22 protein-coding genes are annotated in these 22280 nt (G+C 36.7%); 11 read left to right on the plus strand and 11 right to left on the minus strand.

Annotation, left to right across the window (positions count from 1 at the left end; all coding sequences use genetic code 11):
• Nucleotide 1: 1 nt before the first annotated feature.
• Nucleotides 2–616: a DUF47 domain-containing protein gene (locus QNH29_RS06825; protein WP_283864065.1), complete on the minus strand. Its 615-nt coding sequence runs from the start codon at nt 614–616 to the stop codon at nt 2–4.
• Between the two features lie 320 nt (nt 617–936).
• On the opposite strand from QNH29_RS06825, the gene QNH29_RS06830 reads away from it, so the two are divergent.
• Complete coding sequence (locus QNH29_RS06830; protein WP_283864066.1) at nt 937–1191, plus strand: GlsB/YeaQ/YmgE family stress response membrane protein; 255 nt, start codon at nt 937–939, stop codon at nt 1189–1191.
• A gap of 43 nt (nt 1192–1234) precedes the next feature.
• Here the strand turns inward: QNH29_RS06830 and QNH29_RS06835 are convergent, their stop codons facing one another.
• Nucleotides 1235–2152, minus strand: a complete 918-nt coding sequence (locus tag QNH29_RS06835; RefSeq protein ID WP_283864067.1) for an RluA family pseudouridine synthase — start codon at nt 2150–2152, stop codon at nt 1235–1237.
• A gap of 131 nt (nt 2153–2283) precedes the next feature.
• On the opposite strand from QNH29_RS06835, the gene QNH29_RS06840 reads away from it, so the two are divergent.
• The 3 genes from QNH29_RS06840 to QNH29_RS06850 all read left to right on the plus strand — a co-directional run bounded on the left by QNH29_RS06840 (nt 2284) and on the right by QNH29_RS06850 (nt 5340).
• Complete coding sequence (locus QNH29_RS06840) at nt 2284–2670, plus strand: YhcU family protein (RefSeq protein ID WP_283864068.1); 387 nt, start codon at nt 2284–2286, stop codon at nt 2668–2670.
• A gap of 160 nt (nt 2671–2830) precedes the next feature.
• A complete protein-coding gene (locus QNH29_RS06845) occupies nt 2831–4573 on the plus strand; it encodes a phospho-sugar mutase (protein WP_283864069.1) in 1743 nt (580 codons plus the stop codon).
• Between the two features lie 44 nt (nt 4574–4617).
• Nucleotides 4618–5340, plus strand: coding sequence for an SDR family oxidoreductase (locus QNH29_RS06850; RefSeq protein ID WP_283864070.1), 723 nt, complete (start codon nt 4618–4620; stop codon nt 5338–5340).
• A gap of 101 nt (nt 5341–5441) precedes the next feature.
• On the opposite strand, the gene QNH29_RS06855 is transcribed toward QNH29_RS06850, so the two are convergent.
• A complete protein-coding gene (locus QNH29_RS06855) occupies nt 5442–5693 on the minus strand; it encodes a YhdB family protein (RefSeq protein ID WP_283864071.1) in 252 nt (83 codons plus the stop codon).
• A 152-nt stretch (nt 5694–5845) separates the two neighbouring features.
• On the opposite strand from QNH29_RS06855, the gene QNH29_RS06860 reads away from it, so the two are divergent.
• The 7 genes from QNH29_RS06860 (at nt 5846) to QNH29_RS06890 (ending at nt 14846) form a co-directional block, all read left to right on the plus strand.
• Nucleotides 5846–6826: a M14 family zinc carboxypeptidase gene (locus QNH29_RS06860; protein ID WP_283864072.1), complete on the plus strand. Its 981-nt coding sequence runs from the start codon at nt 5846–5848 to the stop codon at nt 6824–6826.
• A 94-nt stretch (nt 6827–6920) separates the two neighbouring features.
• Complete coding sequence (locus QNH29_RS06865) at nt 6921–8330, plus strand: SpoVR family protein (RefSeq protein WP_283864073.1); 1410 nt, start codon at nt 6921–6923, stop codon at nt 8328–8330.
• Between the two features lie 384 nt (nt 8331–8714).
• The gene (locus tag QNH29_RS06870) at nt 8715–9602 is read left to right on the plus strand and encodes an oxamate carbamoyltransferase subunit AllH family protein (protein ID WP_283864074.1); all 888 of its coding nucleotides are present in this window, start codon (nt 8715–8717) and stop codon (nt 9600–9602) included.
• Nucleotides 9596–11143: an acyl-CoA synthetase FdrA gene (gene fdrA / locus QNH29_RS06875; RefSeq protein ID WP_283864075.1), complete on the plus strand. Its 1548-nt coding sequence runs from the start codon at nt 9596–9598 to the stop codon at nt 11141–11143. The genes QNH29_RS06870 and fdrA overlap by 7 nt, the downstream gene beginning before the upstream one ends.
• 2 nt (nt 11144–11145) lie before the next feature.
• A complete protein-coding gene (locus QNH29_RS06880; RefSeq protein ID WP_283864076.1) occupies nt 11146–12573 on the plus strand; it encodes a YlbE family protein in 1428 nt (475 codons plus the stop codon).
• A gap of 261 nt (nt 12574–12834) precedes the next feature.
• On the plus strand, nt 12835–14379 hold the full coding sequence (locus tag QNH29_RS06885; protein WP_283864077.1) for a xanthine permease: 1545 nt from the start codon (nt 12835–12837) through the stop codon (nt 14377–14379).
• A 17-nt stretch (nt 14380–14396) separates the two neighbouring features.
• The gene (locus tag QNH29_RS06890) at nt 14397–14846 is read left to right on the plus strand and encodes a nucleoside deaminase (protein WP_283864078.1); all 450 of its coding nucleotides are present in this window, start codon (nt 14397–14399) and stop codon (nt 14844–14846) included.
• Nucleotides 14847–15259: 413 nt separating this feature from the next.
• Here QNH29_RS06890 and QNH29_RS06895 read toward each other — a convergent pair whose 3' ends face one another.
• From QNH29_RS06895 to QNH29_RS06925, 8 genes are all read right to left on the minus strand, one after another.
• Nucleotides 15260–16507, minus strand: a complete 1248-nt coding sequence (locus QNH29_RS06895) for a DUF4153 domain-containing protein (protein WP_283864079.1) — start codon at nt 16505–16507, stop codon at nt 15260–15262.
• A gap of 48 nt (nt 16508–16555) precedes the next feature.
• Nucleotides 16556–16771 (minus strand): helix-turn-helix domain-containing protein, encoded by a 216-nt coding sequence (locus QNH29_RS06900; RefSeq protein WP_017153334.1) that lies wholly within the window; start codon nt 16769–16771, stop codon nt 16556–16558.
• A gap of 11 nt (nt 16772–16782) precedes the next feature.
• Entirely contained in the window at nt 16783–17265 is a 483-nt protein-coding gene (locus QNH29_RS06905) for a DUF2975 domain-containing protein (protein ID WP_283864080.1), read from the minus strand.
• A gap of 275 nt (nt 17266–17540) precedes the next feature.
• Nucleotides 17541–17837, minus strand: a complete 297-nt coding sequence (locus QNH29_RS30395; RefSeq protein WP_481858782.1) for a TIGR04104 family putative zinc finger protein — start codon at nt 17835–17837, stop codon at nt 17541–17543.
• 118 nt (nt 17838–17955) lie between these two features.
• Nucleotides 17956–18207, minus strand: coding sequence for a hypothetical protein (locus tag QNH29_RS06910; RefSeq protein ID WP_283864081.1), 252 nt, complete (start codon nt 18205–18207; stop codon nt 17956–17958).
• Nucleotides 18208–18266: 59 nt separating this feature from the next.
• On the minus strand, nt 18267–18740 hold the full coding sequence (locus QNH29_RS06915; RefSeq protein ID WP_283864082.1) for a hypothetical protein: 474 nt from the start codon (nt 18738–18740) through the stop codon (nt 18267–18269).
• 610 nt (nt 18741–19350) lie between these two features.
• Nucleotides 19351–20646: an IS110 family RNA-guided transposase gene (locus QNH29_RS06920; protein WP_283864083.1), complete on the minus strand. Its 1296-nt coding sequence runs from the start codon at nt 20644–20646 to the stop codon at nt 19351–19353.
• A 381-nt stretch (nt 20647–21027) separates the two neighbouring features.
• Nucleotides 21028–21897, minus strand: a complete 870-nt coding sequence (locus QNH29_RS06925; RefSeq protein ID WP_283864084.1) for an alpha/beta hydrolase — start codon at nt 21895–21897, stop codon at nt 21028–21030.
• Nucleotides 21898–22280: the final 383 nt, after the last annotated feature.

Genomic DNA, 22280 nt, shown 5'->3' on the forward strand with positions numbered 1-22280 from the left:
CTTATGCATTTTTCATAATAATTGTTTCAAGGGTATTCGCAACAGATTGACAGCTATCAGCAATATCCTCAAGATTTTCATAAATTTCCTTGTACTGAATAATTCTAATTGGATCTTTTTCTACCGTAAATAAATGTTTAATGGACTGACGGAGAATATTATCACATTTAGATTCATAATCCTTAGTTTTAATTGCATGTTCTCTCATTTGAGGAAGTTTCTTATTTGCTAACAATTCAATGGCCTTATCAATTTCATGAACACTAGCTTTAATGGCTGCAACAAATTGAAGCATAAAATCATCTGCTTGGGTAATGGAATACATTTCAAACAATGCAGCTGTTGCTTCTAGGCCGTCTAGAACGTCATCCATGCTGTTCGCTAGGTGAAGAATATCTTCGCGTTCAATAGGAGTAATAAATGCATCATTTAATTGCTTTATTACCTCATGAACAAAGGAATCGCCCTTCGTTTCAATTTCCTTCATTTTTTCTGAGAAAATTTTTAAATCGCTTATATTTTTTAATTTATAATCAGCAAAGTAATTCGCGCCTTCCTTTAAATTTGAGGAGATATTACTTAATAGTGCTGAAAATTTATCAACCTTTTTTGCCATTTGAAAATCCTCCTAATTAATATGTAAAAAGTTTTTAGACCAACGGACAACATTTTACCGAAAACAAACAAAAAAATCATAAAAAGTTAACGTAATTTACAAAAACTTAACAAAAGAATTTTCTGAAAATATTTTTTTAGAACCGCTTTTTTGTTTTTTTTAATGTCCCCATGGGAAAATAGAATATGTATGCAAAGCGGACTGGGTTCTCACTTGTATGAATTTCAATAAACTGGGTACTTTAATCGTACACGGAAGCAAATTTTAACCGTTAAATAACCGTGCTATAAATTGAATCTTCACAAAAAGGAGTGTTCACAATGAGTTTTCTATGGACATTAATTGTTGGCGGCGTTATTGGCTGGTTAGCTGGTCTTATTGTAGGTAGAGATGTTCCGGGAGGTATTATCGGTAATATAATTGCTGGGTTTGTAGGTGCATGGCTTGGTACTTTACTATTAGGTGATTGGGGACCGAATGTAGCCGATTTTGCGATTATCCCTGCCATCATTGGTTCTGTTGCCTTGGTTTTCCTACTGTCACTTGTTATGAGGGGCTTTAGAAAGGCAGACTAATAAACAAGAGAGGCCTCCGATATAGGTGGCCTCTTATTTTAATTCATAATGTATAAACATCAATGCCTGTAAAGACAGGAGGATGATCAAGAAATGGAGCGTAACAAATAATGTTTTCTCCCGATATAGGATGTGTAAATTCTAGTTTAGCTGCGTGTAATGCCTGTCTCTTGAAGAGCGGCTTCCCGCCGTATAATGTATCGCCCAATAATGGATGTCCGATATGACTAAAATGAACACGTATTTGGTGCGTTCTCCCTGTTTCAAGCCAGCATTTGATATAGGAATGACCTTTTCCTTCTTTAATAAATTGATAATGTGTCACAGCAGGCTGCCCAGTGGGAGAAACTCGTCTTCGCGTAGCGTGGTGCCTGTCGCGTCCAATGGGTTCACTGATGGTCCCTTTTTTCTTTTTTAAATGACCATCCACTATGGCAACATAGGTTCTTTTTATTTCATGTCTTTCAAGCATTCTGTCTAAGATGGCACCGGATAATGCATGTTTTGCAAAAATGATCGCACCTGTAGTATTCTTGTCAAGCCGGTGTACTTGACGTATCTTCGCCTTTTCACCGTTTGATTGTACATAAAATTGTGCTGCATGTAAAAGTGTTCTTCTATCATTTCCATCATTAGGATGTGTACTCATAAAGGGTGGTTTATTAAAAACAACTACATGGTCGTCTTCGTAAAGGACTTGTATATCATAGATAAAGTCCAGATTAATTGGAGGTTCCACTTCTTCAAATAATTTAATTAGGACTTTATCTCCCATAATTAGTGAAGTAGTCCAATTGGCTTTACTGCCATTTACTAAAACGTTTTGTTCCATCCGAAATTGATGTGTAAGCTTCTTAGGCACCTCCCATTCTTTACGAAAGATATCTTCAATCGATTTTCCTTCCAAGTCTTTTGGAATAATTAGTTCCAGCCAATTGCCTTTTCGCGTTGTTTTTAGCATTTTTACTCCTTTTTTGGTTAAATATCTCCATTTTATAGGTTATAATTACCACCGAACATTCATCAACAAATATGCTATTCTTATGTATATATATTACGATAGATTGTGGCTATCGCAAAGGTGGGTTACAAGTGAAAATTGTCTTTGCCTCGACACCGGGTCAGGAAGAAGAAATTTGTGGACTAGTGAGGTATATCTATTCAACTGTTTTTCCACTCTACTTTACGGATAAGGAAATAAGTGAGTTTGAACAATTAAAAGTATTGCATACGCCAGATGACTTTAATACATTAAAGGATGCCTTTCAAGTAATGGCTAGTATGCAGACAGTCATATCCATACTTGAGTCTCCAACTCTAGATGACCAATATGAAGTATTATTTAATAAAAATGTTGCTAACCTACAAGAATTTGGTCTTTTCTTTCCGTTTGAGTTTGAACAATTCGTTGAAGCAAAAAATATGAAAAACAGTGTTTTTAGTATTTATACCAAAGCAGCAAATGAGCTACTTGTTTAATATCGAGAAAAAATGCCTCGCGTAAGCGGGGCATTTTTTTATGCAAAGTTACTAATTAACCCTAGGAAATAACAGAGATACGATATAAAATAAAAAGCAGGTGTAAGTTTATTGGGAATTTCAAACAATATGATAATGGAACAACAGGGAGGATTTAGTCATGGATTGGAAAGAAAATGCAAACAGATGGTTAGAATTCGCTAATTTGAATGAAGAGTTGAGGCAGCAGCTTGAGCTAATTAAGAACGATGAAAAACAACTTGAGGAAGTTTTTTATAAAAATCTTGAGTTTGGTACTGGGGGAATGCGAGGAGAGATTGGCGCAGGGACCAATCGTATGAATCTATACACTGTCCGTAAGGCTTCTGCAGGATTAGCTGCATACATAGAAGAACAAGGGATTGAGGCAAAACAAAAAGGTGTGGTCATTGCCTACGATTCACGACATAAATCTCCAGAGTTTTGTATGGAGGCAGCCAGAACACTTGCAACAAAAGGAATCAAAACCTATATATTTGATGAATTAAGACCTACACCTGAATTATCCTTTGCCTTAAGGTATTTAAATGCCTTTTCTGGAATTGTCATTACAGCAAGTCATAACCCGCCAGAATACAATGGCTACAAAGTATATGGCTCTGATGGCGGTCAGCTTCCCCCAGATGCCGCTGATCAGGTCATTGCAAGAGTTAATGAAATTGAAAATGAGTTGTTGATAGAGGTAGATTCTGAAGAAAATCTCAGAGCTCTGGGGTTAATTAATACGATTGGTGAAGAAATTGATAGAGCTTACATAGAAAAATTAAAAACGATTTCTGAAAATCCATCTATTTCAAATGATACAGAAGTAAAAATTGTGTTTACACCATTACATGGCACAGCCAATAAGCCAGTTCGCCAAGCCTTGGCTGCGTTAGGGTATACAAACGTAACGGTAGTCAAGGAGCAAGAGCTGCCAGATCCTGAGTTTTCAACTGTGAAAAGTCCAAATCCAGAGGAACATGCCGCATTTGAATTAGCGATAAGGGAAGGTAAAAAAGCAGGTGCTGATTTGTTAATTGCAACAGATCCTGATGCAGACCGATTAGGAATTGCTGTTCTAAACCCTGAAGGAGAGTATGTTGTATTAACCGGGAACCAAACTGGAGCATTATTGCTGGATTACATCCTTTCACAAAAGCAAGGTAAAGGTACTCTTCCTGCTAATGGAGTAGTACTAAAAACGATTGTTACATCAGAAATAGGCAGAAAAATTGCCCAAGACTATAAATTAGAAACCATTGATGTACTTACTGGTTTTAAATTTATTGCTGAGAAGATTAATGAGTATGAGTCTACAGGAGAGCATACTTTCTTATTTGGCTATGAAGAAAGCTATGGCTACTTGATAGGGGATTTTGCCCGTGATAAAGATGCGGTTCAAGCTGCGCTGTTAGCGGTAGAAGTATGTGCTTATTATAAAAAACAGGGAATGTCACTTTATGAAGGGTTAATGCAGGTTTTTGAAAAATATGGTTACTATCAAGAAGGACTAAGATCGTTAACCTTAAAGGGTAAAGAAGGTGCCGAACAAATTCAAAGCATTTTAGCATCTTTCAGGTCAGAACCAATAAAACAACTTGGTGACTTAACCATTTCTATGTCAGAAGATTACCTAACCGGTGTTCGTCAAACATTGAATGGTGAAGAGAAAATTGATTTACCAAAATCAAATGTTTTAAAATATACCTTTACAGACGGCTCATGGGTATGCTTAAGACCATCAGGTACTGAACCAAAGGTAAAATTCTATTTTGGTGTGAATAGTACGAGCCTAGAAGAAAGTAAAAATAAGTTACTTGAAATTGAAAAGAACTTTATGGGATTAGTGGATGAAAAAGTAAAAATGGTAACAGGAAACTAGTTTTGATCTTGACATCTTAGAATTACATGAAAGGAAGAAAAGACATGCTAAAGGACCAAATTGCTATTGTAACTGGGGCTTCAAGGGGAATTGGCAAAGAAATTGCTGTAAAACTTGCACAGCAAGGAATGAAATTGGCGATAATAGGCAGTTCCGCGCAAATTTCGGAGACGGCCGATGAAATAAAGAGAAAAGGATTTTCGCATATCCTGCCCATTCAAGCTGATGTTTCAAAAGAAGAAGACCTACAGCAAGTAGTAAAAAAAACCATCGAAGAATATGGGCAAGTAGACCTGCTGGTCAATAATGCCGGCATTGGATTCTTTAAATTAACAGAAGAGGTAACACTTGAAGAATGGAAAAAGGTTTTTGAAGTGAATGTACAAGGTGTGTTCCTAGCGACAAAAGCAATCCTTCCACATATGAAGGAGCGGAAGTCAGGGACTATTATCACCATTGCATCTGATGTAGCTAGATATACTATTCCGAACGGTGCTGCCTATACCGCGTCAAAATATGCGGTACAAGGGTTTTCCGGCTCCGTCGCACAAGAAGTTCGTGAATTTGGCATTCGGGTAGGAACCATCAATCCAGGAATGGTTGATACTTACTTTGCTGAATCGAAGCAAGGATTGCCGGAAAAACATGATTGGCTTAAAGTTAGTGATATAGCTGATGCGGTTGTGTATATGGCTTCAGCACCTAAATATATGTTAATTGATGAGATTGTCCTTCATCCTCTTGTACAACAATATCCAATTGCATAAAAGAACAACTTTTAAAACGGCTTCCCAGGAGGAAGCCGTTTTTTGGTGGAATTCTTTAGTCCGGTTTGGTAAATATTTCTCAATAGTATCCACTTGTTTTTTCAGGAAAGACTATACATCGGTAACTCATTATCAGGTTCAACGGTTTCGTTAGCATGGTCGATGTAACGAAGCAGGGAATATAATTTGTTTTCAATAATTGAGTAGTCACGTTCAAAGTGGTAGGCATGCAGGAATTGCTCTATCCGCTTTGATAAAAATTGGTCCTTTGTTCGTACCATGAGTATCAGCAAATTATCCCATTCAGATCGATGTGTATAATACAAGGCTCGATCATAATCCATTTTATTCATTTGTATTGTCTCCTCCTTACTAGGAGTTGAGATTATTTTATGACATTTTGACGATAACTTTCACAGAAAATGTTGGACAACCCGATATAACGGTGTTTTCAACTTTTACCTGTATAACAAGGAGAGATATTGGTTTTTGATAAGGAGGTTATATGAAGAAATTAGTAGTCGTTTTGTTGTTTTTAGTATTACAATTTGAATTTACTTCTAAGGCGCAGGCAGTCGAGACCAACCTTCCATACTCGTACGATATACTCGAGCAAGATATTGCGAAGATTCATCATACGTATAAAGAGGTTGATGTAAAAGCTATTGGTAAGTCACATTTTGGAAGAACGATTTATGGCATGAAACTTGGTAAAGGGAAGCACAGTATTGTTCTCATAGGGGCACATCATGGCCGTGAATGGATGACAAGCATGCTTTTAATGAAGAAACTTGAAAGATACGCTAAAGCGTATAAAAATCATACTAATTTTGGACACTTGTCCACCCATATTTTAGACGAAGTTTCCATTTGGTTTATTCCTATGCTCAACCCCGATGGCGTTACAATCCAACAAAATAGGCTAGATAAATTTCCGCATGATTACCATAAACAGCTGTTAGCCATGAACGAAGGGATAGAAAATTTTCAGCGGTGGAAAGCAAACGGGCTGGGGGTGGATTTGAATAGGCAATATCCTGCTGGATGGAGGAAATTAAGTAAGCAGCCTGATTTTCCTTCTTACCAATTTTATAAAGGCAGGAAGCCTGTAGAAGCAAAAGAAGTAAAGACATTAACACAATTCATTGCTGAAATTAATCCTGTGATTGCTGTGGCCTACCATTCATCAGGTGAAGAGGTGTTTTGGAATTATCATAATGGCAAACACCTCATTCGTGATAAAAAGATTGCAAAAAAAGTGTCTAAACTGACCGGATATAAGCTTGCAAAACCATCGAAACAGGCTACGGGAGGCGGGTTCACCGATTGGTTTATTACACATTATCACCGCCCGGCTTTAACAATAGAAATTTGCCCGCTTGTTGGAGAGACATCCCCGCCGCTGACTTTATTTGAGACTGTATGGGATAGAAATAAATATGTGGGACTAACTCTGGCAGAAGAAGCGAAGCGCTTAAAAAAGTGAAATTCAGCAGGTAGACTTGTTGTTTTTTATATCTTGTTTCATCTTTCCCAGATTCTCTTCATACATTGTGGTAAGAGGAAAAGGGGGAATGGCGATGAATGGGGAAGATCGCAAAGCTCTTGAATATGCAATTAGTGAAATTACGGAAATTGCACGAGGCTTTGGTTTAGATTTTTATCCGATGCGATATGAAATTTGCCCGGCAGAAATCATTTACACTTTTGGCGCCTACGGAATGCCAACCAGATTTTCACACTGGAGCTTTGGGAAGCAGTTCCATAAAATGAAGCTTCATTATGATTTAGGTTTAAGTAAAATTTATGAACTCGTTATCAACTCAAATCCTTGTTATGCCTTCTTATTAGATTCTAATTCACTTATCCAAAATAAATTAATCGTTGCACACGTACTTGCTCATTGTGATTTTTTCAAAAATAATATCCGTTTTCAAAATACCAAACGCGATATGGTCGAAAGCATGGCAGCTACAGCAGAGAGGATACGCCGTTATGAAATTCAATTTGGTAAAAGGGAAGTTGAGACTTTTCTAGATGCCGTTCTCGCCATTGATGAACATATTGACCCTTCACTGATGAGACCTAAACTTGCCTGGTCACTAGAAGATGATGTAGAAGAAGAAATTCAACAAACAGTGACCCCATACGATGATTTATGGAAGTTAGATGATAAAGACAAAAAACAAACGGTGCAGCCTAGAAAGAAGCAATTTCCCCCAAGACCGGAAAAAGATTTATTATTGTTTATTGAAACCTACAGCAGAGAGCTAACCGATTGGCAGCGGGATATCTTAACGATGATGCGTGAAGAAATGCTTTACTTTTGGCCGCAGCTTGAAACAAAAATTATGAATGAAGGATGGGCCTCTTATTGGCACCAACGAATCATTAGAGAGATGGATTTAACTAGTGGTGAAGCGATTGAGTTTGCAAAATTAAATGCCGGTGTTGTGCAGCCATCTAAAACAGGAATTAACCCATACTATCTAGGTATTAAGATATTTGAGGATATTGAAGAACGTTATAATAATCCAACGGAAGATATGATAAGAAGAGGGGTTACCCCAGGTTCCGGACGCGAAAAGATGTTTGAAGTTCGCGAGGTCGAATCAGATATATCGTTTTTACGTAATTATTTAAACAAAGACCTTGTAATGAGGGAAGATATGTATCTTTTCCAAAAACAGGGAAGGGACTATAAAATCGTTGATAAACAATGGGAACATGTACGGGACCAGTTGGTTAATATGCGTGTAAATGGAGGATTCCCTTATATTACGGTTAATGATGGTGACTATTTGAAGAATGGGGAACTGTATTTAAAGCATTGGTATGAAGGTGTAGAATTAGATGTTAAATACCTTGAAAAAGTTTTACCATATATTCAACAATTATGGGGAAGACCTGTTCACATTGAAACGATGATTGAAGAGCGGAGAATGTTGTTTTCTTATGATGGAAAAGGGGTACATCGGAAATATTTATAAAATCGCTGGGCAGCTATGACGATAGCTGCCCTTTTTGATTCCCTATGAGTTTAAGGACGATGTGAAGTAATTCAAACCCCTTAACTCACTAATTGGAGTGTAGATGCAGGAGGGACTCTACCTCTTCTTTTTATGGGGATGTACCGTTTTGGAATTAAACATGACTACTTGGAGCCATCCCTTAGACATAATTTAAACACAATCCATTGTACGATTTGCACAATTGAATGTATAGCTTTTTGGATTTTTTAAACGATGACGCTGTTATGCATATTATCTAAAATAAACATGTAAGCCAGATAGCTTATTTCTTTTTAAAAGGAGGATCGATCTGCTTAAAAAGTTTATAGGACTGACTGATTCTTGACTTTTGGGGTGTTACTTATGATTAATGCAATTTCTGGTGATTTAGATTTTATAAAGGAAATTAATAACTCAAAATTCACTGGTTCAGTGCATAGTACATTCAATCGAACTTTCAATATTAAATGTTTCGAGAATGGTGATTTATTTACCATTGCTTGCAGGAAACTTGATAACGGCCCTAATACTTTAATCGTTAATGCTGATAATATGAAGTCCCGGAAAATTGAAGTAAATGACCCGGTACGTGTTATGAAGGATCTCATGTTTATTGGGGAGAAGCTGGCTATTTCAATTGATAAAGTCGATATATGGGAAAGTGTTTTACCAGCCTACCCATCTAATGAAGAAATCCTGAAACGAAATGTAATCAAAATGAAGGAATATCTTAACCTCCATGGTGTAGACGGGGGAATGAAAAAAAACGTAGTAACACAAAATCCTTTCGAAGCAGAAGTCTCAAATATGCTTGAGAAACGAACTAATTTACTCTTAAACGAATTAATAAATGATCGAATTTCAACTGCTTTGCCACATGCGATTTCGCTAGTAGGTCTTGGAGCAGGGTTAACACCTTCTGGAGATGATTTTTTAACTGGGTTATTTACCGTCTTTAACATGAAAAACAGCCTTTTTTATCCTTACCGATCATTTTGTGAAGATGTTTTAAAGAAAGCAAAAACCTTAACGAACGAAATTAGTTACATGGCTTTGAAAAAAGCAGCCAATGGAAAAGTGAGAGAGTCTATTATTTCTTTACTAAATTCATTATTAGTTGAGGATGATCAGAACTTAATTCTCTCTTTAAATAAATTATTAAACATAGGTTCTACATCCGGGACAGATATTGCTTATGGCATTGTTTTCGGAATGGAGTCCACTATTAGAGCAGGAGGAAAAGTATGTTAGTACAAGCTTTGATTAAGCCAAACACATATTTCGATTCAGTATCTTTAATGTCGCTTTCCACTAAGGCGAATCAAATCGAGGAAGTGGAACAGGCAATTATAGCAATGGGTACAGAAATGAATAAAGAGGTAATGAAAAATGTCGGTTTAATGACACCTGAAGTAGAGACAGCTGGGGCAAGTGATTTAATTATTGTTGTAAAAGCAGCAACTGACGAATTTTGCGAAACCGCTTTCGAAAAAATCAACGACTTATTTACAAAGAAGAATTCAGGTAAAAAAGGAAAAAATGACATTAAATATTCTACTATTTCCTCTGCTGCAGGAAGTAACCCAGAAGCAAATTTAGCCATTATTGCAGTTAATGGTGCTTATGCGGCTAGAGAGGCGAAAAAGGCACTTGAAAATGATTTACATGTCATGATGTTTAGCGACAATGTAAGCATTGAAGATGAAATTGAATTAAAAAAATTAGCTCATGAAAAAGGCTTATTTATGATGGGGCCGGACTGTGGAACAGCGATTATCGGCAATACAGCCCTTTGCTTCGCAAACGCAGTAAGAAAAGGGAATATTGGGATTGTTGGTGCTTCAGGAACTGGCAGCCAAGAGGTAAGCGTGCGCATTCACGAATTTGGTTATGGAATTTCTCAATTGATAGGAACAGGCGGTAGAGATTTAAAAGAAGAAGTTGGCGGGATTATGATGCTTGACGGAATTCAAGCACTTGAAGATGATGAAGAGACAAAAGTCATTGTCGTTGTTTCTAAACCACCTGCACCAAGTGTCGAAGAAAAAGTATTAGCGAAAATTAAAACATGTAAAAAACCAGTTGTCGTTTGGTTTATTGGAGGAAATGAAGAAAAAATTACTGAAGCTGGTGCACATTTTGCCAAAATGTCTAAAGAGGCAGCACTTAAAGCAGTGCTATTAGCTGGGGCAGACGAAGGCAAGTTAAATAAACGTGCATTAAACATTCCACTTATTGAAGAGGTTCGAACAAAGTTAACTTCAGAACAAAAATATATTCGTGGACTTTTCAGCGGCGGAACACTAGCGGATGAAGCGATGCATGCAGCAATGGAGAAATTCGATAATGTATACAGCAATATTCAAAGAAATCCGGAGTATCGTTTAAAAGACCGTTATACAAGCAAAGAACATACATTCATCGATTTTGGTGATGATGAATACACACAAGGGAAACCACACCCAATGATTGATCCATCTACACGTCTTGAAAGATTTATTCAGGAGGCAAAAGATCCATCGGTAGGTGTTATTGTGATGGACTTTGTCATAGGTTATGGAGCACATGAAGATCCAGTTGGTGCTTTCCTTCCTGCAATCATCGAAGCAAAACAACAGGCTGAACAAGAAGGAAGACATTTGGAGATAATCGGGTATGTACTCGGGACAGAATTAGATCCACAGGATTATGAAGAACAGATTAATAAATTATTAGCTGCTGAAGTAACACATGCAAGCAGTATGCAAAATGCAGGTTTATTGGCGAGAGAATTCGTTGTGAAGGGAGAATAGGCATGAGTAGAATTAGCGATTTATTTAAAAGTAAACCTCATGTTATTAACGTAGGAATTGAGTCATTTAAAGATGATTTATTACAACAGGGTGCTGAAGTCATTCATTTAGAATGGACACCTCCTGGCAGAGGGAATCCAGCCTTAATTGCTGCACTTGACAAGTTTGAAAATCCTGCAATCATGGAAAAAATTGAGGAAGCTAACAAATTAGCGGTAGAAAGAATTATTAATTCTCACCCAGTCTTAATTGGATATGATCAAGCTATTAATTGTGTACCAGGTATGACAAAAACGACGATTCTTCATGCTGGACCGCCAATTACGTGGGATAAAATGAATGGTCCTATGAAAGGTGCAGTTACTGGCGCCATCGTATTTGAAGGGTTAGCGAAGGATGTGGAAGAAGCAGCTAAACTAGCAGCATCTGGCGAAATCACCTTTTCACCATGTCACGAACACAACTGTGTAGGATCAATGGCAGGTGTTACATCTGCATCCATGTTCATGCATATTGTTGAAAACAAAACATATGGCAATATAGCTTATACAAATTTAAGTGAACAATTAGCAAAAATCCTTCGCATGGGAGCAAATGACCAAAGTGTTATTGATCGTTTAATTTGGATGCGTGATGTTTTTGGTCCTATTTTACGTGATGCGATGAAATTAAATCCTGATGGAATTGACTTGCGCTTAATGCTTGCACAAGCACTTCATATGGGAGACGAGTGTCATAACCGAAATGTTGCGGGTACAACATTATTAATTCAAGCATTAACTCCATATATTTTACAAACTGATTACACAATTGAACAGAAGAAAGAAGTATTTGATTTCGTTGCAAGCAGCGATTACTTTTCTGGCCCTACTTGGATGGCAATGGCGAAATGTGCCCTCGATGCTGCACATGGCATTGAAAACAGTACTGTAGTTACAACCATGGCACGGAATGGTGTGGAATTCGGTATCCGGGTGAGCGGAATGCCAGGAAACACATGGTTTACTGGTCCAGCACAGAAAGTTATTGGTCCAATGTTTGCAGGTTACAAGCCAGAGGACTCTGGACTTGATATCGGAGACAGCGCGATTACTGAAACTTATGGTTTCGGTGGATTTGCGATGGCAACAGCTCCAGCAATCGTTGCATTAGTAGGTGGAACAGTAGAGGATGCTATTGGTTATTCAACTAGAATGAAGGAAATTACTACAACAGAAAATCCTAACATCACCATTCCATTACTTGATTTCATGGGAATTCCAACAGGAATTGATGTTCGAAAGGTTATTCAAACAGGTATTATGCCCGTTATTAATACTGCGATTGCTCATAAAGACGCTGGTATCGGAATGATAGGTGCAGGAATTACTTATCCTCCAGTTGAAGCCTTTGAAAAAGCAATGTTAGCTTTAAGTGATAACATTCAATAATATTCAAATTTAGGTTAAAAAGCCCAGCTTAACACGCTGGGCCTTTTTTATGCGAAATGGGTTTTCAAAATTAAATTTTCAACTCTTATCATGGACATATTTTTGGCAAAAATTATTGTTTAACTTGCCTAAATGAATACCTTTCTTTTTGGTTTAGTTAGACAATGACCAACAATGAATTTAAATATAAAATTCATTATGTAACCGCTTACTTAAACGTATTAACCCTAGAAACTAATCCATATTTAGAGGTGAAATGAAATGGGTCGAAAAATCCAATTTTGGAAAAAAGGGGACTTTGCTGCTTCCTTCGGTTTATTCGTTAATGTTTTAACAGACTTCCTGGTGATGATTTCATTATTAATCGGAGTAGTTGGTATGCCAAAAGAGTTTGTTTTTAAACAAATTGTTCCTGGCTTTGGATTTGCTGTATTGATATCTGGCACTATATTTGCTTATTTTGCTTATAAATTAGCTAAGAAAACAGGTAGAATGGATGTTACCGCACTCCCATCAGGTTCAAGTTCACCTGGTATTTTTCTTATCGTGTTTGTGATTATGCTTCCTCTATATCAACAAACACAGGACGCTGCTTTTACAACCACAGTCGCAGTAATTTGGGGATTTATTGAGGCTGCCATATTATTTTTAGGAGCATTTCTGGGTGAAACAATTAGAAAGATTGTCCCAAGAACGGTATTGCTGGCAGCCTTGGCAGGTTTGGCATTTGTATTCTTGGGTATGAACCCAATGCTGCAATCCTTTGAAATGCCTATAGTGGCATTTGTTGCTTTAATTATCATCTTCATGAACTGGTTAAGTAAACATCCAATATTAAAGAAAATACCAACCGGTTTATTATTGATCGTAGTTGGAACAGCCATTGCTTGGATAGCTGGATATCAAAATCCTGCTGATGTTACGGAAGCTCTAAAATCATTCGGCTTTAATCCTCCAATGTTGCATTTAAATGGGTTTGCCGACAGTTTTAACGCTGCTTTGCCATATTTATTAACTGCTGTACCTTTAGGATTAGCAAACTACATTTTTAACTTGGAAAATGTAGAAGCTGCTGCTGTTAGTGGAGATGAATACAAAACTCGAGATGTTATGCTTGCAAACGGTTTTTCTACATTAATAGGTGGCCTTTGTGGTAACCCATTCCCAGTAACCGTATATGTAGGTCATGCGGGTTGGAAAGAAGTTGGAGCAGGTTTAGGCTATTCCATTGCTAGCTCGGTTGCCATTTTCTTATTATCTGTTTTCAGTCTTATGGGACTTTTGCTAGCTGTTGTACCAATTGCGGCGATCGTTCCGATGCTCGTGTTTATTGCGATTGTAACAGGGCATCAAGTTGTCAAAGAAAGTCCGAAATTTGAAGCACCAGCAATCTTTGTTTGTTTCTTCCCATGGGTTGCGAACTGGGCACTTGTTGCTGTTAATAATGCACTTTCAGCTGCTGGTATGTCCGTGGGGGCAGCTGACAATCAAGTATCTTCACTAGCTCTGCATAATGCTGGACTTTTCTACGATGGCTTGGTTGCTCTAGGTAATGGTGCTCCTATTTCGAGTGTTCTTTGGGGTTGTATAGCTGTATTTACTATTCGTAACACGCCTATTGGAGGTATTATAGCTGCAGTACTTGCATCTGCTTTAACTTTTATTGGTGCCATTCATACAAGCACTATCGGACTAGCACAAGCAACTGCTATGCCTTTCGTTTGGGGATATCTGCTGATTGCTGTATTCCTTGCGTATAAACTCTATGTAAATAAGAAACATAATATTGGTCCTGTAACGGAGTAAAAGAGGAGGATTTTGATATGGATTATATGAAATTAGCTGCAGATGCAACACTTGTTGGGATGGCCAATAAAGTTGGGGGACCATTCGGTGCCACAATCGTACGCGGTGATGAAATTATCGCTGTGGTAAGTAACACAATGATGAGAGATATTGACCCATCAGCTCATGCTGAAATGGTTGCCATTCGTGAAGCTTGTAAAAAGTTAGGAACAATGGATTTATCTGATTGTGTGATTTATGCAACTTGTGAGCCTTGTCCAATGTGTGTATCCGCAATTATATGGACAGGAATTAAAGAAGTTTATTACTGTAATACGAGCGAAGATGCAGATAAACATGGATTCTCTGATATGCATTTACGCAAGTACTTAACCGGTGAAGATAAAAGTGTTCTTAAAATGGTTAAAGTAGAACAAAGAGATGATTGTGATCAGTTGTTTGAGTTTTTCGATAAATCTAATAGATAACAATATATTTCACCCATTTAATAGATTCAAACATAAATTAAAAGCCCAGCTAAGATTTTTAATAAAGGGTTCCGTTTTGAGGTGCATATCATATAAATGGCAATGAAAATGGCTTGCAAACTGACATCAGTCTGCAAGCCATTTTTCGGGTTTATGGAGTTTATTGATACCGTTTAGCTTATCAAATACGTTTCATGAAGTCCTTTTTCGTTAGGCACATGAAACTGGACATATTTTAAAGAATCCAGTTGCAACAATATATTATTTCTTCTAGTTTGAATACCCTCTTTTTAACTTTAGTAATAAAAATAAGCCAAAACTATGCAACTCTGTATAAAAAGCTGCATAATATCGACTCTAAGGATTTTATACGTTATAGAAGAATAGCTTTTCGTTACATTAACAGAGCCTTTCTAATTAAAAATTATAGGAAAAGTAAATGTAACGATAGCTGCCCAAAGTCCGTAGACCGGCAAATACTTAGTAACGGCATCTTGGATAGTTGAAGGTCCGGATTTGTTTTGTAGAAAACGTATATAGGAGAGCATAATCCAAATTAGATTTGCCCAGATAAGTATGTTTACTCCTAAAACAGCAAGTCTATTAGGCGTAATCCCATAAGAAGAAAGTCTGAACACGATGGCTGACAAAGCCACACTGTCAATGATAAGCGCAAGAACAATTAAGGCAAAATTTATATAATCTGAAATGTTCTTTTTCTCGTCTGAGCCGCTCTCGATAATGGAAAATATGGTAACGGCCAATACACCAAGGAGTATTCCGTTGAAGGCTATCAGGAAATTGCGGTCCAAGAATGGATTTTTTCCGACCCATATAACCGTTATAAGATAGACCAACAATGTGACCAGGACAAGAGGACTAAAAATTTTAGCTATATACGGTGTAATATTCTTAGCAAGTTTAAGATTCATTGATACCAGGTATGCAGCCACAATAGCGAGAGCGGCAGCACCAAATAAAACGACATTACTAAAATAAAAGTCTTCTATATCCAAGCCAACAAAGCTAAATAACTGCATGGTTAATGCTGCTAGTACCATTCCGCTAACTGCCATGCTGGCGTAGAGAATACAATATTCCAAATTAAATTTAATATAGGCTAATCTTGTACTGCCTTTTGAATATTCATTTCCTGTAAATGCAAGCCCTACCAATACCCATAAGAATATGGGAAGGTGTAAATAAGCAAGGATAATACTGTCTTTATAATTTAATGGCAGCATATTAAGATAAAACCCAGAAATTAGGAACAACGCTGCAAGGGAAAAAATAACACTTTTCTTCGGAGTATTATTGTAAACAAAATAGGCAGCAATAAAGGGAATTATACCAAAAGCCAGGTTAATCGGAGCAATTGCTTCCTGTTCGACAAAATGGAAAATGATCCTGGTGCTTATCCCGGCCAGAATGGCTAATATGCCCATGAATAAGAAATCTTTTTGAAGCAAGGAAGATTTTTCTGTATTTGCCGTCTCCTTGAAATGCAATCTTTCATACCAAACACCAAGAACCTGAGAATCAGGATTTTGTTCCCATGCGTGTGAGAATGACTTTTTAAAAGCTTTCGGGTCTTTTCTATACATTCTCTCCAGCTCATGAGGGTTAGCAATATTTTCAATAATCAAATTGTTAATGTCCATAGTTATACCTCCCCTAATAATTGTTATATTAAGTTTCCTCCACAAAGTTTAACTGTCTTCGTCACTTTTGTATTCTAAAATATCTCCAGGCTGACATTCTAAAGCCTTACAAATTGCCTCTAAAGTGGATAATCGAATCGCTTTTGCCTTTCCATTTTTCAATATAGAAAGGTTCGCCATTGTTATTCCAACCTTCTCCGAAAGTTCTGTTACGCTCATTTTCCTTTTTGCTAACATCACATCAATATTGATTATAATTGCCATTGTTTCTCACCTCAGATCGTTAAATCATTTTCTGATTTGATATTAATTGCTTCTTGTAAAAGTTTTTGGAGAACAGCCGCAAAGACTGCGATAACCATCGAAGCAAAAGGAACAACCAACCCGACAAAGATAACTCCTGGTGCGTCGTCTACTTCCGCAAAGATATAGAAGAGCGGCCAAACTAGCACATGCAAAATACTGATTGTGATGGCACAGTATTTGATTTTCTTTAAAGCTTTTACAGATAAATCGGAGAAAGCTTTATTTTTGTCAATATAGCGTAAGAGTTTGAAAGCCTGATACAAAGCAAAGTAAAAAGGTATCGCCGATGCATCAAAAGCGATGAAAACGAGATATTTAATAAAAGCAAACTCTGGAAGCAATTTTGCTGCAAGATTCGCCATCTCAGGCACCAAAAAGATGCACAGAGCAAGAACTGGGACACCTAAAAGAATAACAGCCATTTTTAAAAACAATGTTGTTACTTTTTCCATAAAAAGCACCTCACTTATTTATTCTGATTTTGATTTTAATATACACTTTATTGTTTTACAATAAATTTTTATTAATTTAAATAACATTTTTATTGTATGTTTTTGTTTTAAGCAAAAATAAAAAGCATTCTTCATTCAAAGAAATGCTCTATAACTTTAAACCATTAAATTTATAACTTGTACAGCTAACCTGCTTCATTTGCTCAATAAGAAAGAAGGTGCAGCAGCTACCTCCATTGTTAAACTCAAGCACCCGTTTGTTTAAGTGTATTATTTCACAATCTTTCTTTATATTTCACTAAAAATGGTGTGAACAAAGAGCCGAAAAGTAATATGGCGAGTCCTACAACAATAGTCACCAATATATTTTTGAAAGGTGAAAGGAAATTACTAAAAATCAACGCTGGTAAAATAGTTAGAGAAACAAATGTGAACCTTCCAGGAACGGTAATCTTGTGTTCCGTACCACATTTGTCACATACAATCGGTTTATATGCCCAAACAGATTTATAGATTTTACTCCAACTAAATTGCGTCTTACATTTTTCACATTTTTGCAAAAAAAACACCACATTTCAATAAATTAACAACCTAAACTTAAATGCCTTGTTATTCAGTTTTCCCATCCGCTTTTCTTGTTAAGCAATCGCACCCGTTTGTTTAAGTAAAACGGTTCACAATGTTAGTGCATCATTTCCTTTTTCCCCACTTGAACAACTCTTTAAAATCATTGTAACAATCAGGACATACCCAATAATATTCATCATCTGTCGCATAAGCTTCATTAATAATATCTGGGTGGTTTTCATCCATAATCTTCTGCCAACAAAATTCACAGTGTTCGTGGTCCGTTTTTGTGGGGATAAATTTCTTTAGGCTAAGAGTTTTACCAAACAAATATTTTTCTTGGTTAGTAAGTCTCCAATCATTTTTAACCATCATATTAACCCCTCTTCCTAAACAAAAGCACCCGTTAGCTTAACAAAGAACAAAGACAAACATTATTTATTGGTGCTTAATTCAGGTCCCCAAGGAGTTGGTGCTATGAAATCTTCTTTGATATTTTGTCTCTTTAGACCTATTTTTTTAGCATAATAATCAATCGTTTCAAAAACAGTAAAACGATGAAAACTGCCGTTAAGAAATTGCGGTTCATTTCGTCTGTTAGGGTCAATCTGCCGAAGAGGAATTGAAACTCTTCCTGTATTATCGTTAAATTCATTGATCGGGACACTGAAGTTGATATGTTCATTATAGCCATTTGCAACTGCTATGATGGTAACCTCTCCCATATTCTTCATTGGAAATCTAGGGTCTTTAGGAACTGTAACAGGTATTTTTACTTCCCCTTTGGAATTTGTTAATTCTGTTGCTATTATCTTCCCTAATGAATTTATTACAACTAACCGAGCGTTGTTTATTGGAGTACCTTGTTCTTCCGACGGGTTAATAGTTGTCATCACTTTAGCAGTCAATATTGCGGACAATGTGTTTTTACTTGTCTCCGCAAATACTGATATGGAAGGATTTAAACAAAGCATAGTTAAAAATATAAAAAAACTCTTTTTGACCAAGGATACCACAACCTTCTTTTCTTGTTTTATCCTTAGTATTTTTTGATTTTTATTCTAGATAAATACACTTGATGCTTGTTAAACTAAACTCCCTCAATAAACAAAGTGAAAACTCGCGTTTTCTCCAGTATTCTCAGTATTTTATAGGATGTTAATTATAGAGTTACTGCTCGCTACTATGGTTGGATTTATCTCCTAAGGATAAATTTGGGCTTTTAAAGCAAAAAGACTGATAGCTCATTAGCCACACACTTACAAAAAATGGTGGATGAGTTAAATTATGACCGCACTAGTGGATGTCCACATTTCTCATGGAGGTCAACCCTCCCATGCCTCACAGAGTCTTCGCTCTCAAATTCCTTCGTCCAACCTTTCCATGAGGTGGATGTCAGTCATGCTGCTCCACAGGGTCCCTGCCCGAAGTTTAGTTGCTTTGCTGACTAATCCGTGCTTCAAATGTACGAGACTCATAACACTAAATATCCTTTTCTACTCTACTTTTATTACTAAATTAAGCTGCTTTTTCAACTTCTATGATTGCTCTCATATGAGGGATATCCTTTAACATTCTCTCTTCACTAAACTCAAATTGTTTCTTTCCAATCGCAAAGAATATGCGTATTAGTTTATTACACAAGGCAATCAGAGACTGCATTTTCTTTAGAGGATTGTCCGGACGCTGCGTGTAATAGGCATGCAGCGCTTTAAAGGCCGAGTTCTTCGCTACCATAATCATACACACCCTGAAGAGGAGAGCTCTTAGCTTCTTCCTCCCTCTTTTTGTGATCTTCGTTTGCCCTTTATGCTTTCCAGAAGTGTTCTCTTTCAAGCTCAATCCAGCTAACTTTATGATCTGTCTAGGGTGCGAGTACTCTTGAAGATCTCCCACTTCTGCAAAGAAGCCGGCAACAGTATCTCTTCCCACTCCCTTAATGGCTAACATTTGCTGGACACCAGGGATTTGTTCAATTAAATTATCTATCTTCTCATCTAGTTCTTCGAACTTCTCTTGTATCAAGTCATATTTATCAAGCAGAGTGGCCAGCTCTAATTTGGCCATATTAGAACCTTGACACAGTCCGATGGACTCTCTAGCTGCTTGTTTCAACTCTACTATTTTGTTTAGTCCTACACTTCGACTAACTGCTTTTCGTAAATGATCCAATAAGTACTGATCAGTGAAATGAATCAGTTCATGTGGTAAGGCTCCTAGCTTTAAAAATTGCAAGGCTGCTTTTCCTTCCCAACTCTTAAAGACGGTTAAAAACTCAGGAAAATACCGATCTAGCCAGTTGTGAATCTGGCCTTGCACCGTTTGAAGATCATCAGTTAGGAGATCACGTATTTTTTTCGCCACACGGAGTTCTGCATAAACACCTTGTGGAATCGTTGGTTCAGCATATCTCCCGTCCTTGACCAACTGGGCAATGACTTTAGCGTCTTTCACATCGTTTTTAGTTGGTGAGTTATCATCGAGTTCCTTACTTCTCTTAACGTGTAAAGGATTTACTGCGACAAACTTTATATTATTTTCTTTTAATATATGAGCTAGATTTAGCCAATAGTGGCCCGTAGGCTCCATACCTACTATTACTTTTTCCATTACTTGTTCTTTCTTTAATTGAAAGATCCACACGAGAAACAGTTGAAATCCTTGCTTGGTATTCTCAAAATAACAAGGTGGTCCGAATTCTATTCCTCTGTAGTCCTGTGCTCGTGCGACATGCTTGAATTTCGCAATATCCACGCCTATAATAAGAGTCTGAGAAGTAATTTGAGCAATCTTTTCATTTTGGTTATAATTCATTTTAAGACCTCCTGGTATTGGGGATTGTCCATTTTTGCTGGCCAGCTTTAGGACTCTCTCATTCTACCAAGAGGTTCTTTTTTTATTCAAACCTCATTTTCATTCATTACAGGAATGCTGCTCCGTTAGTTCAATAAAGCATATGTATTTTCATTTTTACCCGAAATGGCAGTCAAATTGACAGCTCAATTGACAACAGATTTTAAGCGTACAACAATCGTTGTCATTTAAATTTTTTATGTCATTTCTACTGTCAATTCTCCACAAAATGCTGAAAAACCATAATTAAACACTGCCAATTTAAGTGTCAATTCCTTTGTCAATTATGAACAATGCACCTTAAAACGGAACCCTTTAGATTTTTAATCTGCTGGGCTATTTTTAATTAAGGTGAGTTTTTAAGAAATCAATGACATCTTTAAGTGCATGTTGAACAATCGGATCTTGGAAGTTTTTATCAAATACATGCTCGCCATTTGGAATCGTAATAAGTTTTGCCTCAACCGATTGTTTAATAAGGGCACCCCTCATAAATACTGACTGCTCGTATGGAACGTCCTTATCTTTCGTTCCATGTAATAATAAAGTTGGTGGAAAATCACTTGTAACATTACGATTCGGGCAATATTGATAGATTGCTTCTTTATTGTTTAAAAGATTTTCACCTGTAATTTCTTCAATCCAGACCCCATTCTGTCTCACATAAACGTAAAATAGAAACCGCTCTTCTACAGATGCCTCCGTTACTATTTTATCTGTTATAAGTTGGTAAGCAATTTCCTTAGAAACAATATCCTTTTGACAATAATATTTACTTGGACTTGTTGCCCAGCTCCCAACAAGATCCCCGTATCCGTAAAAGGAAACAATTGCAGATGGCTTATTTGTGAAAGTTCCAGTATTAAGTGCTAAAAAGCCACCGGCAGAACTACCTACAACTGCAATTTTTTTCGGATTTATGGAAAATTGTTTTGGTCCTTGTTTTTGAATCCAAAGGATTGCGTCTTCAATATCTTTAAGAATTTCTGGCAGTTTTGTGGAAGGAGCCAGCCTATAGTCAATTGAAAAAAGTGAGAAACCATTGTTGGTATAAAGTTGGACCATTTCTTCACTTATTTCTTCTCTTGTTCCCCAAATTAACCCGCCGCCATGGATATAAATGATGACAGGAGCATTTCCTTGGTTAGTCCCATAAAAATCTGCCTTTATTGAGAAATTTACATCTTCTTTATAAATTACCGTTTTCTTCACTTTTATTTACACGTCCTGTCTATTGATTGTTTCAATTAATACTAAAAAAAATAGTCATATAATGCAATTGTAGATTGTGCAAACATAACAAATTATAGCGTTTTTTTAAAGTTTTTCTAGTCTAAAATCTAGGACATATTTTGTACATACATTATTGTATAACTTGCCTAAATGAACAGCTTTCTTTTTGGTTTTGGTAGCCAATGACCTAGAAGGCTTTACCTACTAAAATGAAGGATGTAAGGGGTTACGAAATGATGTTATTTCTCTTTTAGATTTATAAAATCTCCAGAGAAAATAAGATTCACTGCTACAAAGGAGGCAAATTTAAATAAAAGAGTATGGAATAATGTGAACAAATTTTTTACATCCAACAAACTAAT

It is taken from the genome of Neobacillus sp. DY30 (assembly GCF_030123065.1).
GTDB lineage: Bacteria > Bacillota > Bacilli > Bacillales > Cytobacillaceae > Neobacillus.